This window comes from Streptomyces sp. BBFR51, from assembly GCF_044591655.1.
Lineage (GTDB): Bacteria > Actinomycetota > Actinomycetes > Streptomycetales > Streptomycetaceae > Streptomyces.
In genome coordinates this window covers 4,702,276-4,717,216 of record NZ_CP172448.1, presented here as the reverse complement: position 1 = coordinate 4,717,216, position 14,941 = coordinate 4,702,276, and the positions used below count along the sequence as shown (strand labels likewise).

Annotated in this window: 11 protein-coding genes and 1 pseudogene; 4 read left to right on the top strand and 8 right to left on the bottom strand. The window is 71.5% G+C overall.

Annotation, left to right across the window (positions count from 1 at the left end):
- From ACGH7X_RS21590 to ACGH7X_RS21580, 3 genes and pseudogenes are all read left to right on the top strand, one after another.
- Positions 1 to 2,580 (top strand): NACHT domain-containing protein, encoded by a 2,580-nt coding sequence (locus ACGH7X_RS21590; protein WP_399887038.1) that lies wholly within the window; start codon positions 1 to 3, stop codon positions 2,578 to 2,580.
- Between the two features lie 463 nt (positions 2,581 to 3,043).
- Positions 3,044 to 3,295, top strand: a pseudogene (locus ACGH7X_RS21585) (HAD family acid phosphatase); the annotation flags it as partial.
- Between the two features lie 58 nt (positions 3,296 to 3,353).
- Entirely contained in the window at positions 3,354 to 6,305 is a 2,952-nt protein-coding gene (locus ACGH7X_RS21580) for an NACHT domain-containing protein (protein WP_399887037.1), read from the top strand.
- 71 nt (positions 6,306 to 6,376) lie between these two features.
- Here ACGH7X_RS21580 and ACGH7X_RS21575 read toward each other — a convergent pair whose 3' ends face one another.
- Positions 6,377 to 8,902, bottom strand: a complete 2,526-nt coding sequence (locus ACGH7X_RS21575) for an ATP-dependent Clp protease ATP-binding subunit (protein WP_399887036.1) — start codon at positions 8,900 to 8,902, stop codon at positions 6,377 to 6,379.
- A 430-nt stretch (positions 8,903 to 9,332) separates the two neighbouring features.
- On the opposite strand from ACGH7X_RS21575, the gene ACGH7X_RS21570 reads away from it, so the two are divergent.
- Positions 9,333 to 10,076 (top strand): SCO3374 family protein, encoded by a 744-nt coding sequence (locus ACGH7X_RS21570; RefSeq protein WP_399887035.1) that lies wholly within the window; start codon positions 9,333 to 9,335, stop codon positions 10,074 to 10,076.
- Here ACGH7X_RS21570 and ACGH7X_RS21565 read toward each other — a convergent pair whose 3' ends face one another.
- The 7 genes from ACGH7X_RS21565 to nadC all read right to left on the bottom strand — a co-directional run bounded on the left by ACGH7X_RS21565 (position 10,077) and on the right by nadC (position 14,938).
- Positions 10,077 to 10,412 carry an Lsr2 family protein gene (locus ACGH7X_RS21565; RefSeq protein ID WP_271319599.1) on the bottom strand — a complete coding sequence of 112 codons (336 nt, stop codon included), beginning with the start codon at positions 10,410 to 10,412 and terminating at the stop codon, positions 10,077 to 10,079.
- A 319-nt stretch (positions 10,413 to 10,731) separates the two neighbouring features.
- Positions 10,732 to 11,241, bottom strand: coding sequence for an amino-acid N-acetyltransferase (locus tag ACGH7X_RS21560; protein ID WP_399887034.1), 510 nt, complete (start codon positions 11,239 to 11,241; stop codon positions 10,732 to 10,734).
- 9 nt (positions 11,242 to 11,250) lie between these two features.
- Entirely contained in the window at positions 11,251 to 11,661 is a 411-nt protein-coding gene (locus ACGH7X_RS21555; RefSeq protein WP_399887033.1) for a BlaI/MecI/CopY family transcriptional regulator, read from the bottom strand.
- 160 nt (positions 11,662 to 11,821) lie between these two features.
- Entirely contained in the window at positions 11,822 to 12,001 is a 180-nt protein-coding gene (locus ACGH7X_RS21550) for a hypothetical protein (protein WP_399887032.1), read from the bottom strand.
- Positions 12,002 to 12,024: 23 nt separating this feature from the next.
- Positions 12,025 to 12,612: a hypothetical protein gene (locus ACGH7X_RS21545; protein WP_399897220.1), complete on the bottom strand. Its 588-nt coding sequence runs from the start codon at positions 12,610 to 12,612 to the stop codon at positions 12,025 to 12,027.
- 543 nt (positions 12,613 to 13,155) lie between these two features.
- Positions 13,156 to 13,953 (bottom strand): type III pantothenate kinase, encoded by a 798-nt coding sequence (locus tag ACGH7X_RS21540; RefSeq protein ID WP_399887031.1) that lies wholly within the window; start codon positions 13,951 to 13,953, stop codon positions 13,156 to 13,158.
- A 4-nt stretch (positions 13,954 to 13,957) separates the two neighbouring features.
- Positions 13,958 to 14,938, bottom strand: coding sequence for a carboxylating nicotinate-nucleotide diphosphorylase (gene nadC, locus ACGH7X_RS21535; protein ID WP_399897217.1), 981 nt, complete (start codon positions 14,936 to 14,938; stop codon positions 13,958 to 13,960).
- Positions 14,939 to 14,941 lie beyond the last annotated feature (3 nt).

The window sequence follows — 14,941 nt, the reverse complement described above, 5'->3', positions numbered from 1 at the left end:
ATGGATGCCGTCGTCCGCACCCCCTCCCACCTGGCCGCCCCCCTCGTCCACCGGCTCTTCCGCGACCCCGCCCGGCCGCCCGTGTTCTCCGAGCCGGTCCCCGGCCTGGTCACCTGGCGCGGCACGAAGGCCTCGGCCACTCCGGACGACGTCCACCGCACCGCCGCCGACCTGGTGCACCTCGCCGCCGAGCGGCATGCCGCGCCCACCGCCGAACTGGCCCCCGTCGTCGACGTCCTGGCCCGCACCCTGCTCGCGATCGCCGAGGTCGACGTCACCGACGCCGACGCCGTGCGGCTCGGGCCGCAGGACTACGCGCGGCGGCTGCGGGGCGCGGTGCAGGGCGCGGACCGGGAACTGTCGCCGGACGCGGCCTGGTTCCACGACGCTCTGCTGGTCTCGGTGTGCCTGCACGTCCTGCACCACCTGGTGCGGCGCTCCCCCTACCTCCAGCGCCAACTGGCGGGGCGGGCCGGCCGGATCGCCCAGCTGGTCGACCTGGGTGACGCCGAGGTCGCGGCCCGGCAGCCCGAACGGCCCGAGGAGGACGTGGCGTTCGAGGCCGAGTACGCCCAATGGGTGGCCCGGCGGCACGGCTGGCTGACCATCGTCGGCGTGGACTTCCCCAACGCGCCCGACCGTTGGCCGCTGGAGGAGACCTATCTGAGCCTGGAGGCGGAGGAGCGTAGCGGCGGCGTGGCCGGCGCGGATGACGAGCAGCGCACCGTGCTGCTTGCGGACCGAGCCCTGGAGGACCATGACCGTGTGCTGCTGCGCGGCGGCGCGGGCTCGGGCAAGACGACCCTGGTGCAGTGGCTGGCCGTGGCCGCCGCCCGCGAGGGCTCCCGGGTCCCCTTCGTGCTCCCCGTACGCCGTTTCGCCCGCGAGGGCTTTCCGGTCCCGGACGACTTCCTGCACGCGGTCCGGCACCCGCTCGCCGACCGGGCGCCGGAGGGCTGGGTGGTGCGGACCCTGCTCGCGGGCCGGGCCGTGCTGCTGGTCGACGGCATCGACGAGGCGCCGGAGAAGACCCGCGGCGAGCTGCGCGACCGGCTGCGGCGCCTGCTGCGGGTCTTCTCCGGCAACGGCTGCCTGGTCACCTCCCGGCCCTCCGCCGTGTCGGACGGCTGGCTCTCGGGGGACGGACTGACCGAGGAGGACTTCGTCGAACTGTCCCTCGCGCCCATGTCACGGGACCAGGTGACGCGGTTCATCCGGGACTGGCACTCCGCGGCCCGGCTGGACGAGCAGAGCCGCTCCCCGGCGCCGCGGGAGCGGGAGCGGGCCACGCTGGACGAGTACGAACAGCGGCTCCTGCACTCCGTACGGATCTACCGCGAGCTGCGCCAGCTCGCCACCAACCCCCTGATGTGCGGCCTGATATGCGCGCTGAACCGGGACCGGGCCGGCTCCCTGCCCAGCGGCCGCAAGGAGTTGTACGACGCCGCCCTGGAGATGCTCCTTCAGCGCCGCGACCCCGAACGGGACGTCCTGTACGCCGACGACGTGCGGCTCCAGCAGAGCACCCGGGAGCGGCTGCTGCAGAAGCTGGCCCACGCGATGCTGGAGGAGGACGCCTCCGAGCTGACCCGGGAACGGGCGGTCGGCATCCTGGACGCCGCGCTGCCCGCGATGCCCGCCGCCCGCGCGCAGGGGGACGGCGCGAAGATCTTCCGGCATCTGCTGCACCGTACGGGCCTGCTGCGCGAACGGTCGGGCGAGTCGGTCGACTTCGTCCACCGCACCTTCCAGGACTACCTGGCCGCGAAGGAGATCGTGGCGCGCGGCCGGTTCCCCACGCTGGTGGACCACGCCCACCAGTCCGAGTGGGAGGAGGTCATCCGCATGGCCGCCGCCCACGCCCGGCCCGAGGAGTGCGCCCAGTTCCTGGAACGGCTGCTCGCGCCCGCGCCGGGACTGCGCCGGTCGCAGATCAACCACCGCAGGCTGATGGCCGCGGCCTGCCTGGACCACGTCACCGAGCTGGACCCCGCCGTCCAGCGGCTCGTCCACGACCGGACGAAGAACCTGGTGCGCCCGACGACGGAGCTGGCCGCCCGGGGCCTCGGCTGGGTCGGCCCCATCGTCCTGGAGCTGCTGCCCGACCCCGGCCAGGTCCCCGACGACCGGCAGGCGCTGCTGCTCGCGTACACCGCGACCCGCGTCCAGGACGACGCGGCCATCGACTACCTGGTCCGTCTGCGCTCCCGCGCCGCGCTGCCGGTGCGGACCGAACTCGCTCGGGGCTGGCGGCACTTCGACACCGAGCGGTACGCCCAGGAGATCATCGCCCACCTGGACCCGGACGGCCTCTACTTCCCGGTCTCCGACACCGCCGAGCTGGCGGCGCTGCGTGAACTCGGCGGACGCCCGCGCATCCAGGTGGCCGGTGTGATGCGGGCCGAGGAGCTGCTGGCGGGGCTGCTCCCCGATCAGCTGACCCACCTGTGGCTCAACGCGGAGCTGCCCGACACGGACGTCTCCTGGCTGTCCGGCTTCCCCCGGCTGCGGGTGCTGCGGGTCAACCCCCGGCTGCCCCGGGTGCGGAACGTGCCGAACGGGGTGGAGATCACGGCGTGAGCTCTGGCCGGACGGCTGACTACCACTCAGTAGTCCGATCGCTGCCGTCCGGCCACCTGCCCGGTCAAGCATGCACGCGATAGTTGCCGTCAGGCATCCGCGTTGACATGAGGGGACCCCACCGTCCCTGGAGGCTGAGCAGGAGTCTGCTCAGCCGCACACCCCGAACGGTCCTGGGTGCACTGGTCCCCGGCGTACTCGACCCCTGGGTGGCGACACGCATCCCGTGCGTGGTCCGCCCCAGGCAGGCCAGTTCCCTCACGACCTAGCCAAGTGGGCACGGACAGAGGGCGACGGAGAAGCCCCAAACCTTCACTCCGGAGGAGAGGGGGCCCCGCACGCCGGCTCCGTTCCCGGCGTCCCAGATCGCACGATCACGTCAACCCGATCAGCCCAGAGAACCGCAAGCCTGCGCCCGTACCATCACACGATCGGGCTAACTCGACCCCCGAAAGCACCTTACCGCCGCAGCATCGTCGAGGCGCCCACCGAGTGGAACCTCGCCCACGCCGGGTACGAGTCCTCCGGCCTGTACGTCCGCGGGTTCCTCGACCTGTTCAAGGACGTCGCCGAGTACAAGACCGAGCAGCGCGCCGAGATCGAGTCGGAGGGCTACACGATCATCGCGAACATCGGCAACAGCGCCACCGACCTGTCGGGCGGCCACGCCGAGCGGACGTTCAATCTCCCGGACTACGACGGCCAGTTGTCGTGACGCGGGTGTCCTGACGCCCGCTAGGCTCCCGTGGACGGCGACCGACCACGGGGGGCGCATGGAACCGGCGGTACTCGGCGGGAAGTTGGCGTCCAGCCTGGTCGCCCCGCTGGTGAAGAAGCTCTTCGTGACGGGCGGGCCCGGCGCCGGACTGGTCGACCGACCGGTCCGGCTGACCGACCTGGTGTCCTTCAGGGGCGAGCGGCGCCACCTCGGTGAGACGGAGGTGCGGCGGCTCGCCGGGCGGCTGGTGGGGGCGGCCCTGGACTTCCCCGGAGAGCCGCCCTTCCCACCCGACGAGACCGACGCCGTCACCGACGCCCTGGCGGCACGGCTCCTCGCCCTGGGCGACCTGGACATGGACGACGTCCAGGCGGTGCGGCTGGGACACGGTGAGCTGGCCGTCCGGTTGCGGCGGCAGGCCCCCCGGTCCGGCGACGGCCTCTGCGGCGACGCCCGCTACTTCCTCGACTCGGCGACCGAGTGTGCCTGCCTGCACATCCTGGAGTTCTTCACCCGGCGCTCCACGTTCGTCGCCCGCACGCTGGTGGAACAGGCCCGCGGCCAGGCCGAGCTGATCGCGAAGATCGACGAGCTGATCACCCGCACGCCCAGGCCCGACGCCCGCGACACGGCCTTCGAGCGCCGCTACCTGCCGTACGTCGCCGAACAGCACAACCGCGTCACCATCTACGGCATCGACCTGCGCGACTCCCCCGACCGCTGGCCCCTCGAAGTCGCCTACCTGAGCCTGGAGGCGACGGGGGACGAGGAACCCGCCGCGCTCCCGGTGGAGTACACGGAACCGGAGCGCACCGTCCGCCTCCCCGCCGAGGACGCACTGCTCACCCACGAGCGCGTACTGCTGCGCGGCGACGCGGGCTCCGGCAAGACGACGCTGGTGCAGTGGCTCGCGGTGACCGCCGCGCGGGACGGCGACCGGATCCCGTACGTGCTGCCGCTGCGCACGCTGATCCGTGCGGGCGCGCTGCCCTCCCCCGCGGCCTTCCTCACCGCGGTGGGCTGCCCGCTCACCCCTGCGGAGGGCTGGGCGGAACGGGTGCTGAGCGCCGGCCGGGGCCTGGTCCTCGTCGACGGCCTGGACGAGATCCCCGCCGCCGACCGGCACCGCACCCGCGACTGGCTCCTCGCCCTGATCCGCGCCTTCCCCGGCAACCGCTGGCTGCTCACCTCGCGCCCCTCCGCCGTACGCCCCGACTGGCTGGCCGCCGAGGGCTTCCGGGAACTCGCCCTCACCCCGATGCGCCAGGCCGACGTCGCGACCTTCGTACGGCGCTGGCACGCGGCGGCCCGGGCACCCGAGTACGAGGCGCGGCTGCTGGACGCGCTGCGCACCAAGCGCGACCTCGCCCGGCTCGCCACCAACCCGCTGATGTGCGGCCTGATCTGCGCCCTGCACCGGGAACGGCGCGGCTACCTCCCCACCGGACGCAAGGAGTTGTACGACGCCGCCCTCACGATGCTGCTCGCCCGCCGGGACCGGGAGCGCGGCATGGAGACGGTGGAGCTGAGCGAGGAGGCCCAACTCGAGCTGCTCCAGCGGCTGGCGTACGCGCTGGTGCTGAGCGGGCGCACGGAGATGGAGGTGGAGACGGCGGAGGGCATCGTGGAGCGCTCGCTGCCGTCGGTCGCCTCGGCGGCGGGGCAGGGCGACGCGGCGACGGTCCTGCGCGCGCTGGTCCTGCGCAGCGGGCTGCTCCGGCAGCCCGGCGAGGGGGTCCTGCACTTCGTCCACCGCACCTTCCAGGACTACCTGGGCGCGCGGTACGCGGTCGAGGAGGGCCACCTCGACGTCCTGGCCGGGCACGCCGGCGACACCCAGTGGGAGGACGTCATCCGCATGGCCGTGGCCCACGCCCGGCCCGGGGAGCGGGCGATGCTCCTGCGGCGGCTGCTGGCGGAGAACGAGCCGCGGCTGACGCTGCTCGCCCTGGCCTGCCTGGAGCACGCGACCGCCCTGGACCCGGCGGTGCGGACGGAGGTGGAGGCGCGGGCCGGGGCGCTGATTCCGCCGGGGTCGACGGAGGAAGCGAAGGTGTTGGCGGAGGCGGGACCGCTGGTGCTGGAGCTGCTGCCGGGGCCGGAGGGGCTGACGGACGCGCAGGCGCACGGGGTGACGGTTACGGCCTCGCTGCTGGCGGGACAGGAACCGGGCGGTGCGTTGGCGGTCCTGCGCCGGTTCCGGGAGCACGCGGCTCTCAGCGTGCGGCGGCAGCTCGTGGGGACGTGGGAGCGGTTCGACGCGCGGAAGTACGCGGTGGAGGTTCTGGATCACCTGGACCCGACGAAGCTGTTCCTGGCCTGCACGACAGCGGCGCAGCGCGCGGTGCTCGCGAGCATGCGGCCGTGGCCCAAGCTCCAGTTCCGCGGCGCGCACACCCTGGACGACATCCTCGCCTGTGTGCCGGATCCGGGCGCGGTCGAGGAGCTGTCCATGCTCGACAACCCGGAGGTGAGCGACCTGGACGCGCTGGCGGTCCTCAGCTCCCTGCGGCACCTGGCACTGTTCGACTGCGGGCCCGCGCGGGGCATCGGGCGCCTTTCCGCACTGCCTCTGGAGAACCTCACGATCGTCGGCGGCGGCGACCTCACGGGCCTGAACGAACTGGCCTCGCTTCAGCAACTGTCCGTGATGCAACGGCTCCCGGGCACCCGCCTGACCGACTCCCTCCCGATGGTGGCGTGCCTGAGGCAGCTCTATCTCGGCCGCGGGGTCACCGCGGACACCGGTCTTCGCGGCCTGTCCCACTGGTCCATGCTGCGCGAACTCAGCCTGCCCGGCTTCCGCGTCACCACCGCGGACTGGACGGAGCTTTCCCAGCTGCCACAGCTCGCGTTTCTGCTGCTGGACGCTTCAGTCCTGGAGATCGACCCGGACGCACTGCCCGCCCTGCCCGGCGTGCGCACCGTCCAACTGCTCGGTTCCCGCGGGCGTGACACCACCCGGCTCACCGGCCTCTTCCCCGGGGCCCGGATCCTCGGGATCTGACTGCGAAAGGGGAAAGGGGCTGTCCGGGACCGAAGTCCCGGGCAGCCCCTTTCCAGGCTCACCCCGGAGGGCTACGCCTCCTTGCTCAGGTTGGGCCCAGCGCCGCCCGCGGCCTGCTCGATCGGCGGGACGTCGGGGAGGGCCGACTTCTCCTCACCCCGGAAGGTGAAGGTCTTGGTCTCGCCCTCGCCCTCGGTGTCCACGACCACGATGTGACCGGGGCGCAGCTCGCCGAAGAGGATCTTCTCCGAAAGCGTGTCCTCGACCTCGCGCTGGATCGTGCGACGCAGCGGACGCGCGCCCAGCACCGGGTCGTAACCCTTCTTGGACAGCAGCTCCTTGGCGGACTGGGAGAGCTCGATGCCCATGTCCCGGTCCTTGAGTCGCTCGTCGACCTTGTCGATCATCAGGTCGACGATCCGCAGGATGTCGTCCTGGCTGAGCTGCGGGAAGACGACCACGTCGTCGACGCGGTTGAGGAACTCGGGCCGGAAGTGCTGCTTGAGCTCGTCCTGGACCTTGTTCTTCATGCGCTCGTAGTTGGTCTTCTTGTCACCCGCGGCGGCGAAGCCGAGGTTGAAGCCCTTGGAGATGTCCCGGGTGCCGAGGTTGGTCGTCATGATGATGACCGTGTTCTTGAAGTCCACGACCCGGCCCTGGGAGTCGGTCAGGCGACCGTCCTCCAGGATCTGCAGCAGCGAGTTGAAGATGTCCGGGTGGGCCTTCTCGACCTCGTCGAAGAGGACGACCGAGAACGGCTTGCGGCGGACCTTCTCCGTCAGCTGGCCGCCCTCCTCGTAGCCCACGTAGCCGGGGGGCGAACCGAAGAGACGCGAGACCGTGTGCTTCTCGCTGAACTCCGACATGTCGAGGGAGATCAGCGCGTCCTCGTCACCGAAGAGGAACTCCGCGAGCGCCTTGGACAGCTCGGTCTTACCGACACCGGACGGACCGGCGAAGATGAACGAGCCGCCGGGACGCTTGGGGTCCTTCAGACCGGCACGGGTACGGCGGATCGCCTTGGACAGCGCCTTGACGGCGTCGATCTGGCCGATGACCCGCTTGTGGAGCTCGTCCTCCATGCGCAGCAGGCGGGACGACTCCTCCTCCGTGAGCTTGAAGACCGGGATGCCGGTGGCGGTCGCGAGGACCTCGGCGATCAGCTCGCCGTCGACCTCGGCGACGACGTCCATGTCGCCGGCCTTCCACTCCTTCTCCCGCTTGGCCTTGGCGGCCAGGAGCTGCTTCTCCTTGTCGCGCAGGGAGGCGGCCTTCTCGAAGTCCTGCGAGTCGATCGCGGACTCCTTGTCGCGGCGGACGCCGGCGATCTTCTCGTCGAACTCGCGCAGGTCCGGCGGCGCGGTCATCCGGCGGATGCGCATCCTCGAGCCGGCCTCGTCGATCAGGTCGATCGCCTTGTCCGGCAGGAAGCGGTCCGAGATGTAGCGGTCGGCGAGCGTCGCCGCCTGGACCAGGGCCTCGTCCGTGATGGAGACGCGGTGGTGCGCCTCGTACCGGTCGCGCAGGCCCTTGAGGATCTCGATCGTGTGCGGCAGCGACGGCTCCGCGACCTGGATCGGCTGGAAGCGGCGCTCGAGGGCCGCGTCCTTCTCCAGGTGCTTGCGGTACTCGTCCAGCGTGGTCGCACCGATGGTCTGCAGCTCACCGCGGGCCAGCATGGGCTTCAGGATCGACGCGGCGTCGATGGCGCCCTCGGCGGCACCCGCACCGACCAGCGTGTGCAGCTCGTCGATGAACAGGATGATGTCGCCGCGGGTGCGGATCTCCTTGAGCACCTTCTTCAGGCGCTCCTCGAAGTCACCGCGGTAGCGGGAGCCGGCCACCAGCGCGCCGAGGTCCAGGGTGTAGAGGTGCTTGTCCTTGAGGGTCTCGGGCACCTCGCCCTTGACGATGGCCTGCGCGAGGCCCTCGACGACGGCGGTCTTGCCGACGCCGGGCTCACCGATCAGCACCGGGTTGTTCTTGGTACGGCGGGACAGCACCTGCATGACCCGCTCGATCTCCTTCTCGCGCCCGATGACCGGGTCGAGCTTGGACTCACGAGCGGCCTGGGTGAGGTTCCGGCCGAACTGGTCGAGGACCAGGGACGTGGAGGGCGTGCCCTCCGCAGGACCGCCGGCGGTGGCGGTCTCCTTGCCCTGGTAGCCGGAGAGCAGCTGGATGACCTGCTGCCGCACCCGGTTCAGATCTGCGCCCAGCTTGACCAGGACCTGGGCGGCGACGCCCTCGCCCTCGCGGATCAGGCCGAGCAGGATGTGCTCCGTGCCGATGTAGTTGTGGCCCAGCTGGAGGGCCTCGCGGAGCGACAGCTCCAGAACCTTCTTGGCACGGGGGGTGAAGGGGATGTGACCCGACGGGGCCTGCTGGCCCTGCCCGATGATCTCCTCCACCTGCTGGCGGACCGCCTCGAGCGAAATCCCGAGGCTCTCAAGGGCCTTGGCGGCGACACCCTCACCCTCGTGGATCAGGCCCAGGAGGATGTGCTCGGTGCCGATGTAGTTGTGGTTGAGCATCCGGGCTTCTTCCTGAGCCAGGACGACAACCCGCCGCGCGCGGTCGGTGAACCTCTCGAACATCGTTAATCGCTCCTCAGAGCGGTCAGGCAGTAAGGGGAACTTCCCCTCCCTGTCCTTCCGCAGCTTAGTCCCGCAAGCGGGGACCGCTCATTCCAACTGCCGACACCGTCGATGGCCTCCTGACCCCTGACGCCGACATCTGCCACAACCCGATGGTGCGAGACGATGTTCCCGCAGGCCAGGCACTTACCCCACTCGCCAGTACGCCGATGGCGAACGCGAGACGGCCCGGGCTGCGTGTCGCCCCCTCCCACTAGGGATGTCTTACCCGCGGGGACTGACACTCCATGCCGCGTGTACCGGTTCCCTCCGCTACGGGCGAACAACCTTGCGCCTCCCCGCACCCCCGCACGCCCCCTTTTCCGGCACTCTGCGCATTCGTAACACCACCCAGCGTAACCCGAGGGCTTTTCGGGCTGTTGCACTTGGCATGGTTGGCGCCCTGCCCCCGGTCCCCTTCACTGCCCCCGTCGCTGCCCCCGTCACTGCCGGGGCCCGCCTCGTGCCGTCGCCCCGCCCGCCCGCCGAACACGGCGGCTCGGCCCGGGAGCGGGTGCGGTGCTGGTACGAGAGCGCGCTCGGCTGGCCGACGGCGCCCGGGGAGCCGGTACGGCTGCGCACGGGGGTCCGCTTCGACGTCCTGGACGTCCCGGCCGAGGCCGGGCACGCGGCGCTGGAACGGCTGTGGCGGCCTGCGCGGTCGCCCGAGCGGACGCCGGAGCGGTCACCCGGACGGTGCGATGCGGTCCCGTCGTGGCCGGACTTTCCGGTGGCCGTGCGGGGCGAGCGGATGCTGCTGCTCGTGGCGGCGGGCGGTGCGGAGGAGCTGCCCGGGCTCCTGGAGTGGCTGGAGTGGGGCTCGCTGGCGCTCGACCTGACGGCGCTCGGAGCGGGCGGCCTCATGGACGCGCCCCTTGCCCCGGAGCCCGGCCCGGCCGGCCTGCCGTCGCGTCCCCCGGACCGCGACGGCCTGCGGGGGGCCGCCGTCTGGCTGCGGCCCCCGGAGCCGGGGGGCGAGGTCGAGTCCTCGCTGCCGGCGCTGTCGGCCCTTGGGGGTGCGGGGACCGCCCTCGATCTCGCACGGCTGGTCCACACACTGGCCACGCAGTGCCACCGGGTCCGACTCGCCACGTCCGGCCCACCGCGGACTCGGCCCGTGGCGCGGGTCGGGTGATCAGCCGTTGGCCTGCTCGTACGCCTCGCGCACCTTCGCGGGAACACGGCCGCGGTCGTTGACCTCGTAGCCGTTCTCCTTCGCCCAGGCGCGGATCGCCGCGGTGTCCTGGCTGCCGCCGGAAGCGGCGCGGGCCTTGCCGCGACCGCCCGAGGCACGGCCCCCGGTGCGACGGCCACCCTTCAGGTACGGATCGAGAAGACCACGGAGCTTGTCCGCGTTGGCGGTGGTGAGGTCGATCTCGTAGGTCTTGCCGTCCAGTGCGAACGTCACGGTCTCGTCTGCCTCGCCACCGTCGAGGTCATCGACAAGAAGGACCTGAACCTTCTGTGCCACCGGATTTCCTTTCATCGATAACTTGAGGGCCGGAGGTCCGCCGGCGTCCGCCGTATCGCCGTCCCTTGTTATATGCAGTACTGCAGTACGCCGGAAAGCAAACCGCTTTTGCCGGAAAAACACAAACCCCCGGCAGAGACCGGTAGTCCGTCTCCGGGCCGGAAACATGCGCGTTTCGGACATAGGGAACCCGCGAAGGGTCTGTCGGTGGAATAAACCTGGCGAAGGACTGCGAAGGGCTGCGAAGGACTACGGTGCAGTGTGCGATGGAGTGTGCGATGCCGTACGAAGGGCCGTGGATGCCGTCACTCTCGGGCGATCACAGGTGCAGAAGCATCCGGCTGTTGCCCAAGGTGTTCGGTTTCACTCGTTCGAGACCCAGGAACTCCGCAACGCCCTCGTCATAGGAACGCAGCAGCTCCGCGTACACATCGGTGTCGACCGGTGTCTCACCGATCTCCACGAAGCCGTGCTTGCCGAAGAAGTCCACTTCGAAGGTCAGACAGAAAACGCGGCGAACACCGAGCCAGCGTGCCGTGTCCAGCAACTTCCCCAGCAACTGATGACCGACGCCCACACCCTTCAGGCCGGGCTTCACCGCGAGAGTCCGCACTTCCGCGAGGTCTTCCCACATCACGTGCAGGGCGCCGCAGCCGACCACCTCGGCGTTGTCGTCCCGTTCCGCGACCCAGAACTCCTGGATGCTCTCGTAAAGCGTCACCATCGCTTTGTCGAGCAGGATGCGGTCTCGGACGTACGTGTCGAGGAGCCGGCGTACGTCCGGGACATCCCTGGTGCGGGCCCGCCGGACGCTGATGGCATTTGACATGTGGGGACGCTATCGTTCGCCGCCGTCCGGTACCGCGCCGGGGCCCGGCGCGGGGGTTTCCGGTCCCTGCACGATGCGGATGGCGTCTCTGAGTGCCTCGCGCTGTTCCTCGCTCATCATGCCGAAGAAGGCGATGAGGGCGGCGGCGGGGTTGTCGCTCTGCGACCAGGCGTCGTTCATGAGGGCGGCGGCGTAGGCGGCGCGAGTGGAGACCGCCTCATATCGATAGGCCCGGGCTTCCGACTCGCGGCGCACCCAGCCCTTCTGATGGAGATTGTCCAAAACGGTCATCACGGTGGTGTACGCGATGGACCGTTCCTGTTGCAGGTCTTCCAGGACTTCTCGAACGGTCACGGGGCGGTTCCACTTCCACACCCTCGTCATGACCGCGTCTTCGAGTTCTCCCAATGGGCGAGGCACGCTTCGAACGATAGTGGGAGATGGGGGCGATCGCGTGCCGGACGTGCGCTTTCGCTGGCAAACGTGCACAAAAGGGGCGTACGACTCCGCGCGGGGATGCGGGAGTCGTACGCGGGGTGCGGTGCGGTCCGGTGCCGGGACGGGGCCGGGACGGGACCGGTCAGGCCTCGGGGTGCGCGGACGCCTGCCGGGCACCCTCCGCGCGCGCGAGGGCGGCGTCGACGACCGCGTCCTCCTTGGCCTTGTTGGCGCCACCCTGGGTCTTCACGATCACCCTGATCAAGCCGATGAAGAACACGGCCATGACGGCCGGGGGCAGGAGCGCGGAGACGTAGTCCATGGAACCAGGGTAGCCAGGCGCCGTCAGCCGGCGGCGAGGTGGTGCCGGGAGCCCGGCGCGGGCGGGGCGGGCGGGGGCGCCGGCTTGCGGCGCGGGAAGACCTCGCCGGGGGTGGGGACGGGGCGCTTTGGGGTGGCCGGGGCGGGGCGCGGGGCCGGTTTCTCGGCGGGTTTCTGCGCGGGGTCCTTGTCGGACTGCCGGCCGCCGGGGAGGGCGTGGAGGCGGGTGCGGGCGGCGGGGAGCGTGACGGTGGCCGTGGTGGACGTCGTGGACGTTCCGGGGGCGCAGCGGGCCAGGAGGGCGGCCGCGACGGGGTTGCCGCGCAGGGCGCCCAGGGCGGCGAGGTCGTCCCCGTGGGGGTGGTGGCCGGCGCCCAGGGCCTCGTCCAGGAGCGCCAGGTAGCCGGTGGCGGTGCCGGGGAGGGCGGCGCGGTACCGGGCGAGGTCGGCCACCAGGAAGGCGCGCAGCCGGGCACTCTCCCGCATCGCCTCGTCGAGCGACTCTGCGAGGCGGAGGCAGTCCTGGGCCTCGTGGGCCGAGACGGGGCTGGGGTTCAGGGCGAGGGCGAGGGCTCGCCGGAGCACGCGCAGCTCCTGAGCACCGAACGCCATGCCGCCGCGGGGTCCGTAGGGCGTGGGCATGCGGCGACGATACGCGCTAATCAGACAAACTCGGCATAGGGGGCGGGTGTGGCGCGGGGACTTACCCGGATGCGGGTGCCTCCGGCGGTTGGGCGGGGTGCGGGGTGCCTGCGGCGGCCTGTGCGGGTCCGGTGGGGGTGCGGGGGTGCCTGCGGCGGCCTGTGCGGGGTGGGTGGGGGTGCGCGTAGCGCGTTCGGTTCGGTGGTGGGTCGGTGCCGCGCCGGGGGGTGTCCGTCCTCGGAACGGCGCGGAATCGGTCGGCCACAGATGCCGGACGCGTTGACGCGCCAACCGCTGCGGGCGGACACCCCCCGACACGACCCCTTCCCGCCGCACGCGGCTCTCCGCCCGCCTCCCGCCGCCCGCGCCCGTCCGCCGTCCGCGGCTCTCCGCCGCAGCCGCGGGCAGTCGCCCCCGCCACCCCGCAGCTGCGGGCAGTCGTGCCTCCCCCAGGGCGGCACGGGTGGGCGCAGCGGCACCCGGCAAGCGCCGGACCACGGGGGCGCCCTCGCGCTACATGCGGGACACGTTGCGTTCGTAGACCAGGCGGAGTCCGATCAGCGTCAGCCACGGCTCGTGCTCGTCGATGACCGAGGACTCGCCCAGCACCATCGGTGCCAGCCCACCCGTCGCGATGACCGTGACGTCCTCGGGGTCGGTGGCCAGCTCGCGGGCCATGCGGTTGACGACCCCGTCGACCTGACCGGCGAAGCCGTACACGATGCCGGACTGCATCGCCTCGACCGTGTTCTTGCCGATCACGCTCCGCGGCCTGGCCACCTCGATCTTGCGGAGCTGGGCGCCCTTGACGCCGAGCGCCTCGACCGAGATCTCGATGCCGGGCGCGATGACCCCGCCGATGTACTCCCCGCGCGCGCTGACCGCGTCGAACGTCGTCGCCGTGCCGAAGTCCACGACGATCGCCGGACCGCCGTACAGCTCCACCGCGGCGACCGCGTTGATGATGCGGTCGGCGCCGACCTCCTTGGGGTGGTCGGTGAGGATCGGGACGCCCGTCTTGACGCCCGGTTCGACCAGGACCGCGGGGACGTCGCCGTAGTAGCGGCGGGTGACCTCGCGCAGTTCGTGCAGCACCGAGGGGACGGTCGCGCAGATGGCGATGCCGTCGATGCCGTCGCCCAGCTCGTCGCCGAGGAGCGGGTGCATGCCCATCAGGCCCTGGAGGAGGACCGCCAGCTCGTCGGCCGTACGGCGCGAGTCCGTGGAGATGCGCCAGTGCTCGACGATGTCCTCGCCGTCGAAGAGGCCCAGCACGGTGTGCGTGTTGCCCACGTCGATCGTCAGCAGCATGGGCCTACTCCGCCGCTCGCAGGTCCAGGCCGATGTCCAGGATCGGGGAGCTGTGGGTGAGGGCCCCCACCGCCAGGTAGTCGACGCCCGTGTCGGCGTACGCCTTGGCGTTGACGAGGGTGAGGCGGCCCGAGGCCTCCAGCGCGGCGCGGCCCGCGACGAGGGCCACCGCCTCCTCGCACTCCTGGGGCGTGAAGTTGTCCACCAGGATCAGGTCGGCACCCGCGTCCAGCACCTCGCGCAGCTGGTGCAGGGTGTCGACCTCGACCTCGATGGGCACGTCGGGGAAGTGTTCGCGCACGGCCTGGAAGGCCGCTGCCACGCCCCCGGCGGCCACCACGTGGTTGTCCTTCACCAGCGCCGCGTCCGAGAGGGACATGCGGTGGTTCACGCCGCCGCCGCAGCGAACCGCGAACTTCTCCAGGCTGCGCAGCCCGGGCGTCGTCTTGCGGGTGTCGCGGACCCTGGCCTTGGTGCCGTCCAGGACGTCCGCCCACGCGCGCGTGGCCGTCGCGATGCCCGACATGCGGCACAGCAGGTTCAGCGCGCTGCGTTCGGCGGTGAGGATGTCGCGGGTGCGGGTGGTCACGGAGAGGAGCTTCTGGCCGGCCTCCACGCGGTCGCCGTCCTCGACGTGGCGCTCCACCTCGAACTCGTCGGTGCAGACGATCGACAGCACCGCCTCGGCGACCCTGAGACCGGCCACCGTGCCCGCCTCACGGGCGGTGAAGTCGGCCGTGGCCACCGCGTCCTCGGGGATGGTCGCGACCGTCGTCACGTCCACGCCGCCCGCCAGGTCCTCCTGGATGGCGACGTTCGCGATGTCCTCGACCTCCACCGGGTCGAGCCCGGAGTCCAGCAGGAGTGCCGCGAGCGCGGGGTCGAGGCCGCACTCCATGTAGGTGTCTTCTTCGGTTTCCGCGCCGCAGGCGCAGTCGTCGCCGCAGCCGCCGCCGGAGGCGAGGGGAAGGTCGGAGGGGTTCACTGC

Coding starts and splice junctions, on each gene's coding strand:
- ACGH7X_RS21590 (WP_399887038.1), top strand. CDS start 1: ATGGATGCCGTCGTCCGCACCCCCTCCCACCTGGCCGCCCCCCTCGTC.
- ACGH7X_RS21580 (WP_399887037.1), top strand. CDS start 3,354: ATGGAACCGGCGGTACTCGGCGGGAAGTTGGCGTCCAGCCTGGTCGCC.
- ACGH7X_RS21575 (WP_399887036.1), bottom strand. CDS start 8,902: ATGTTCGAGAGGTTCACCGACCGCGCGCGGCGGGTTGTCGTCCTGGCT.
- ACGH7X_RS21570 (WP_399887035.1), top strand. CDS start 9,333: ATGGTTGGCGCCCTGCCCCCGGTCCCCTTCACTGCCCCCGTCGCTGCC.
- ACGH7X_RS21560 (WP_399887034.1), bottom strand. CDS start 11,241: ATGTCAAATGCCATCAGCGTCCGGCGGGCCCGCACCAGGGATGTCCCG.
- ACGH7X_RS21550 (WP_399887032.1), bottom strand. CDS start 12,001: ATGGACTACGTCTCCGCGCTCCTGCCCCCGGCCGTCATGGCCGTGTTC.
- ACGH7X_RS21545 (WP_399897220.1), bottom strand. CDS start 12,612: ATGGCGTTCGGTGCTCAGGAGCTGCGCGTGCTCCGGCGAGCCCTCGCC.
- ACGH7X_RS21540 (WP_399887031.1), bottom strand. CDS start 13,953: ATGCTGCTGACGATCGACGTGGGCAACACGCACACCGTGCTGGGCCTC.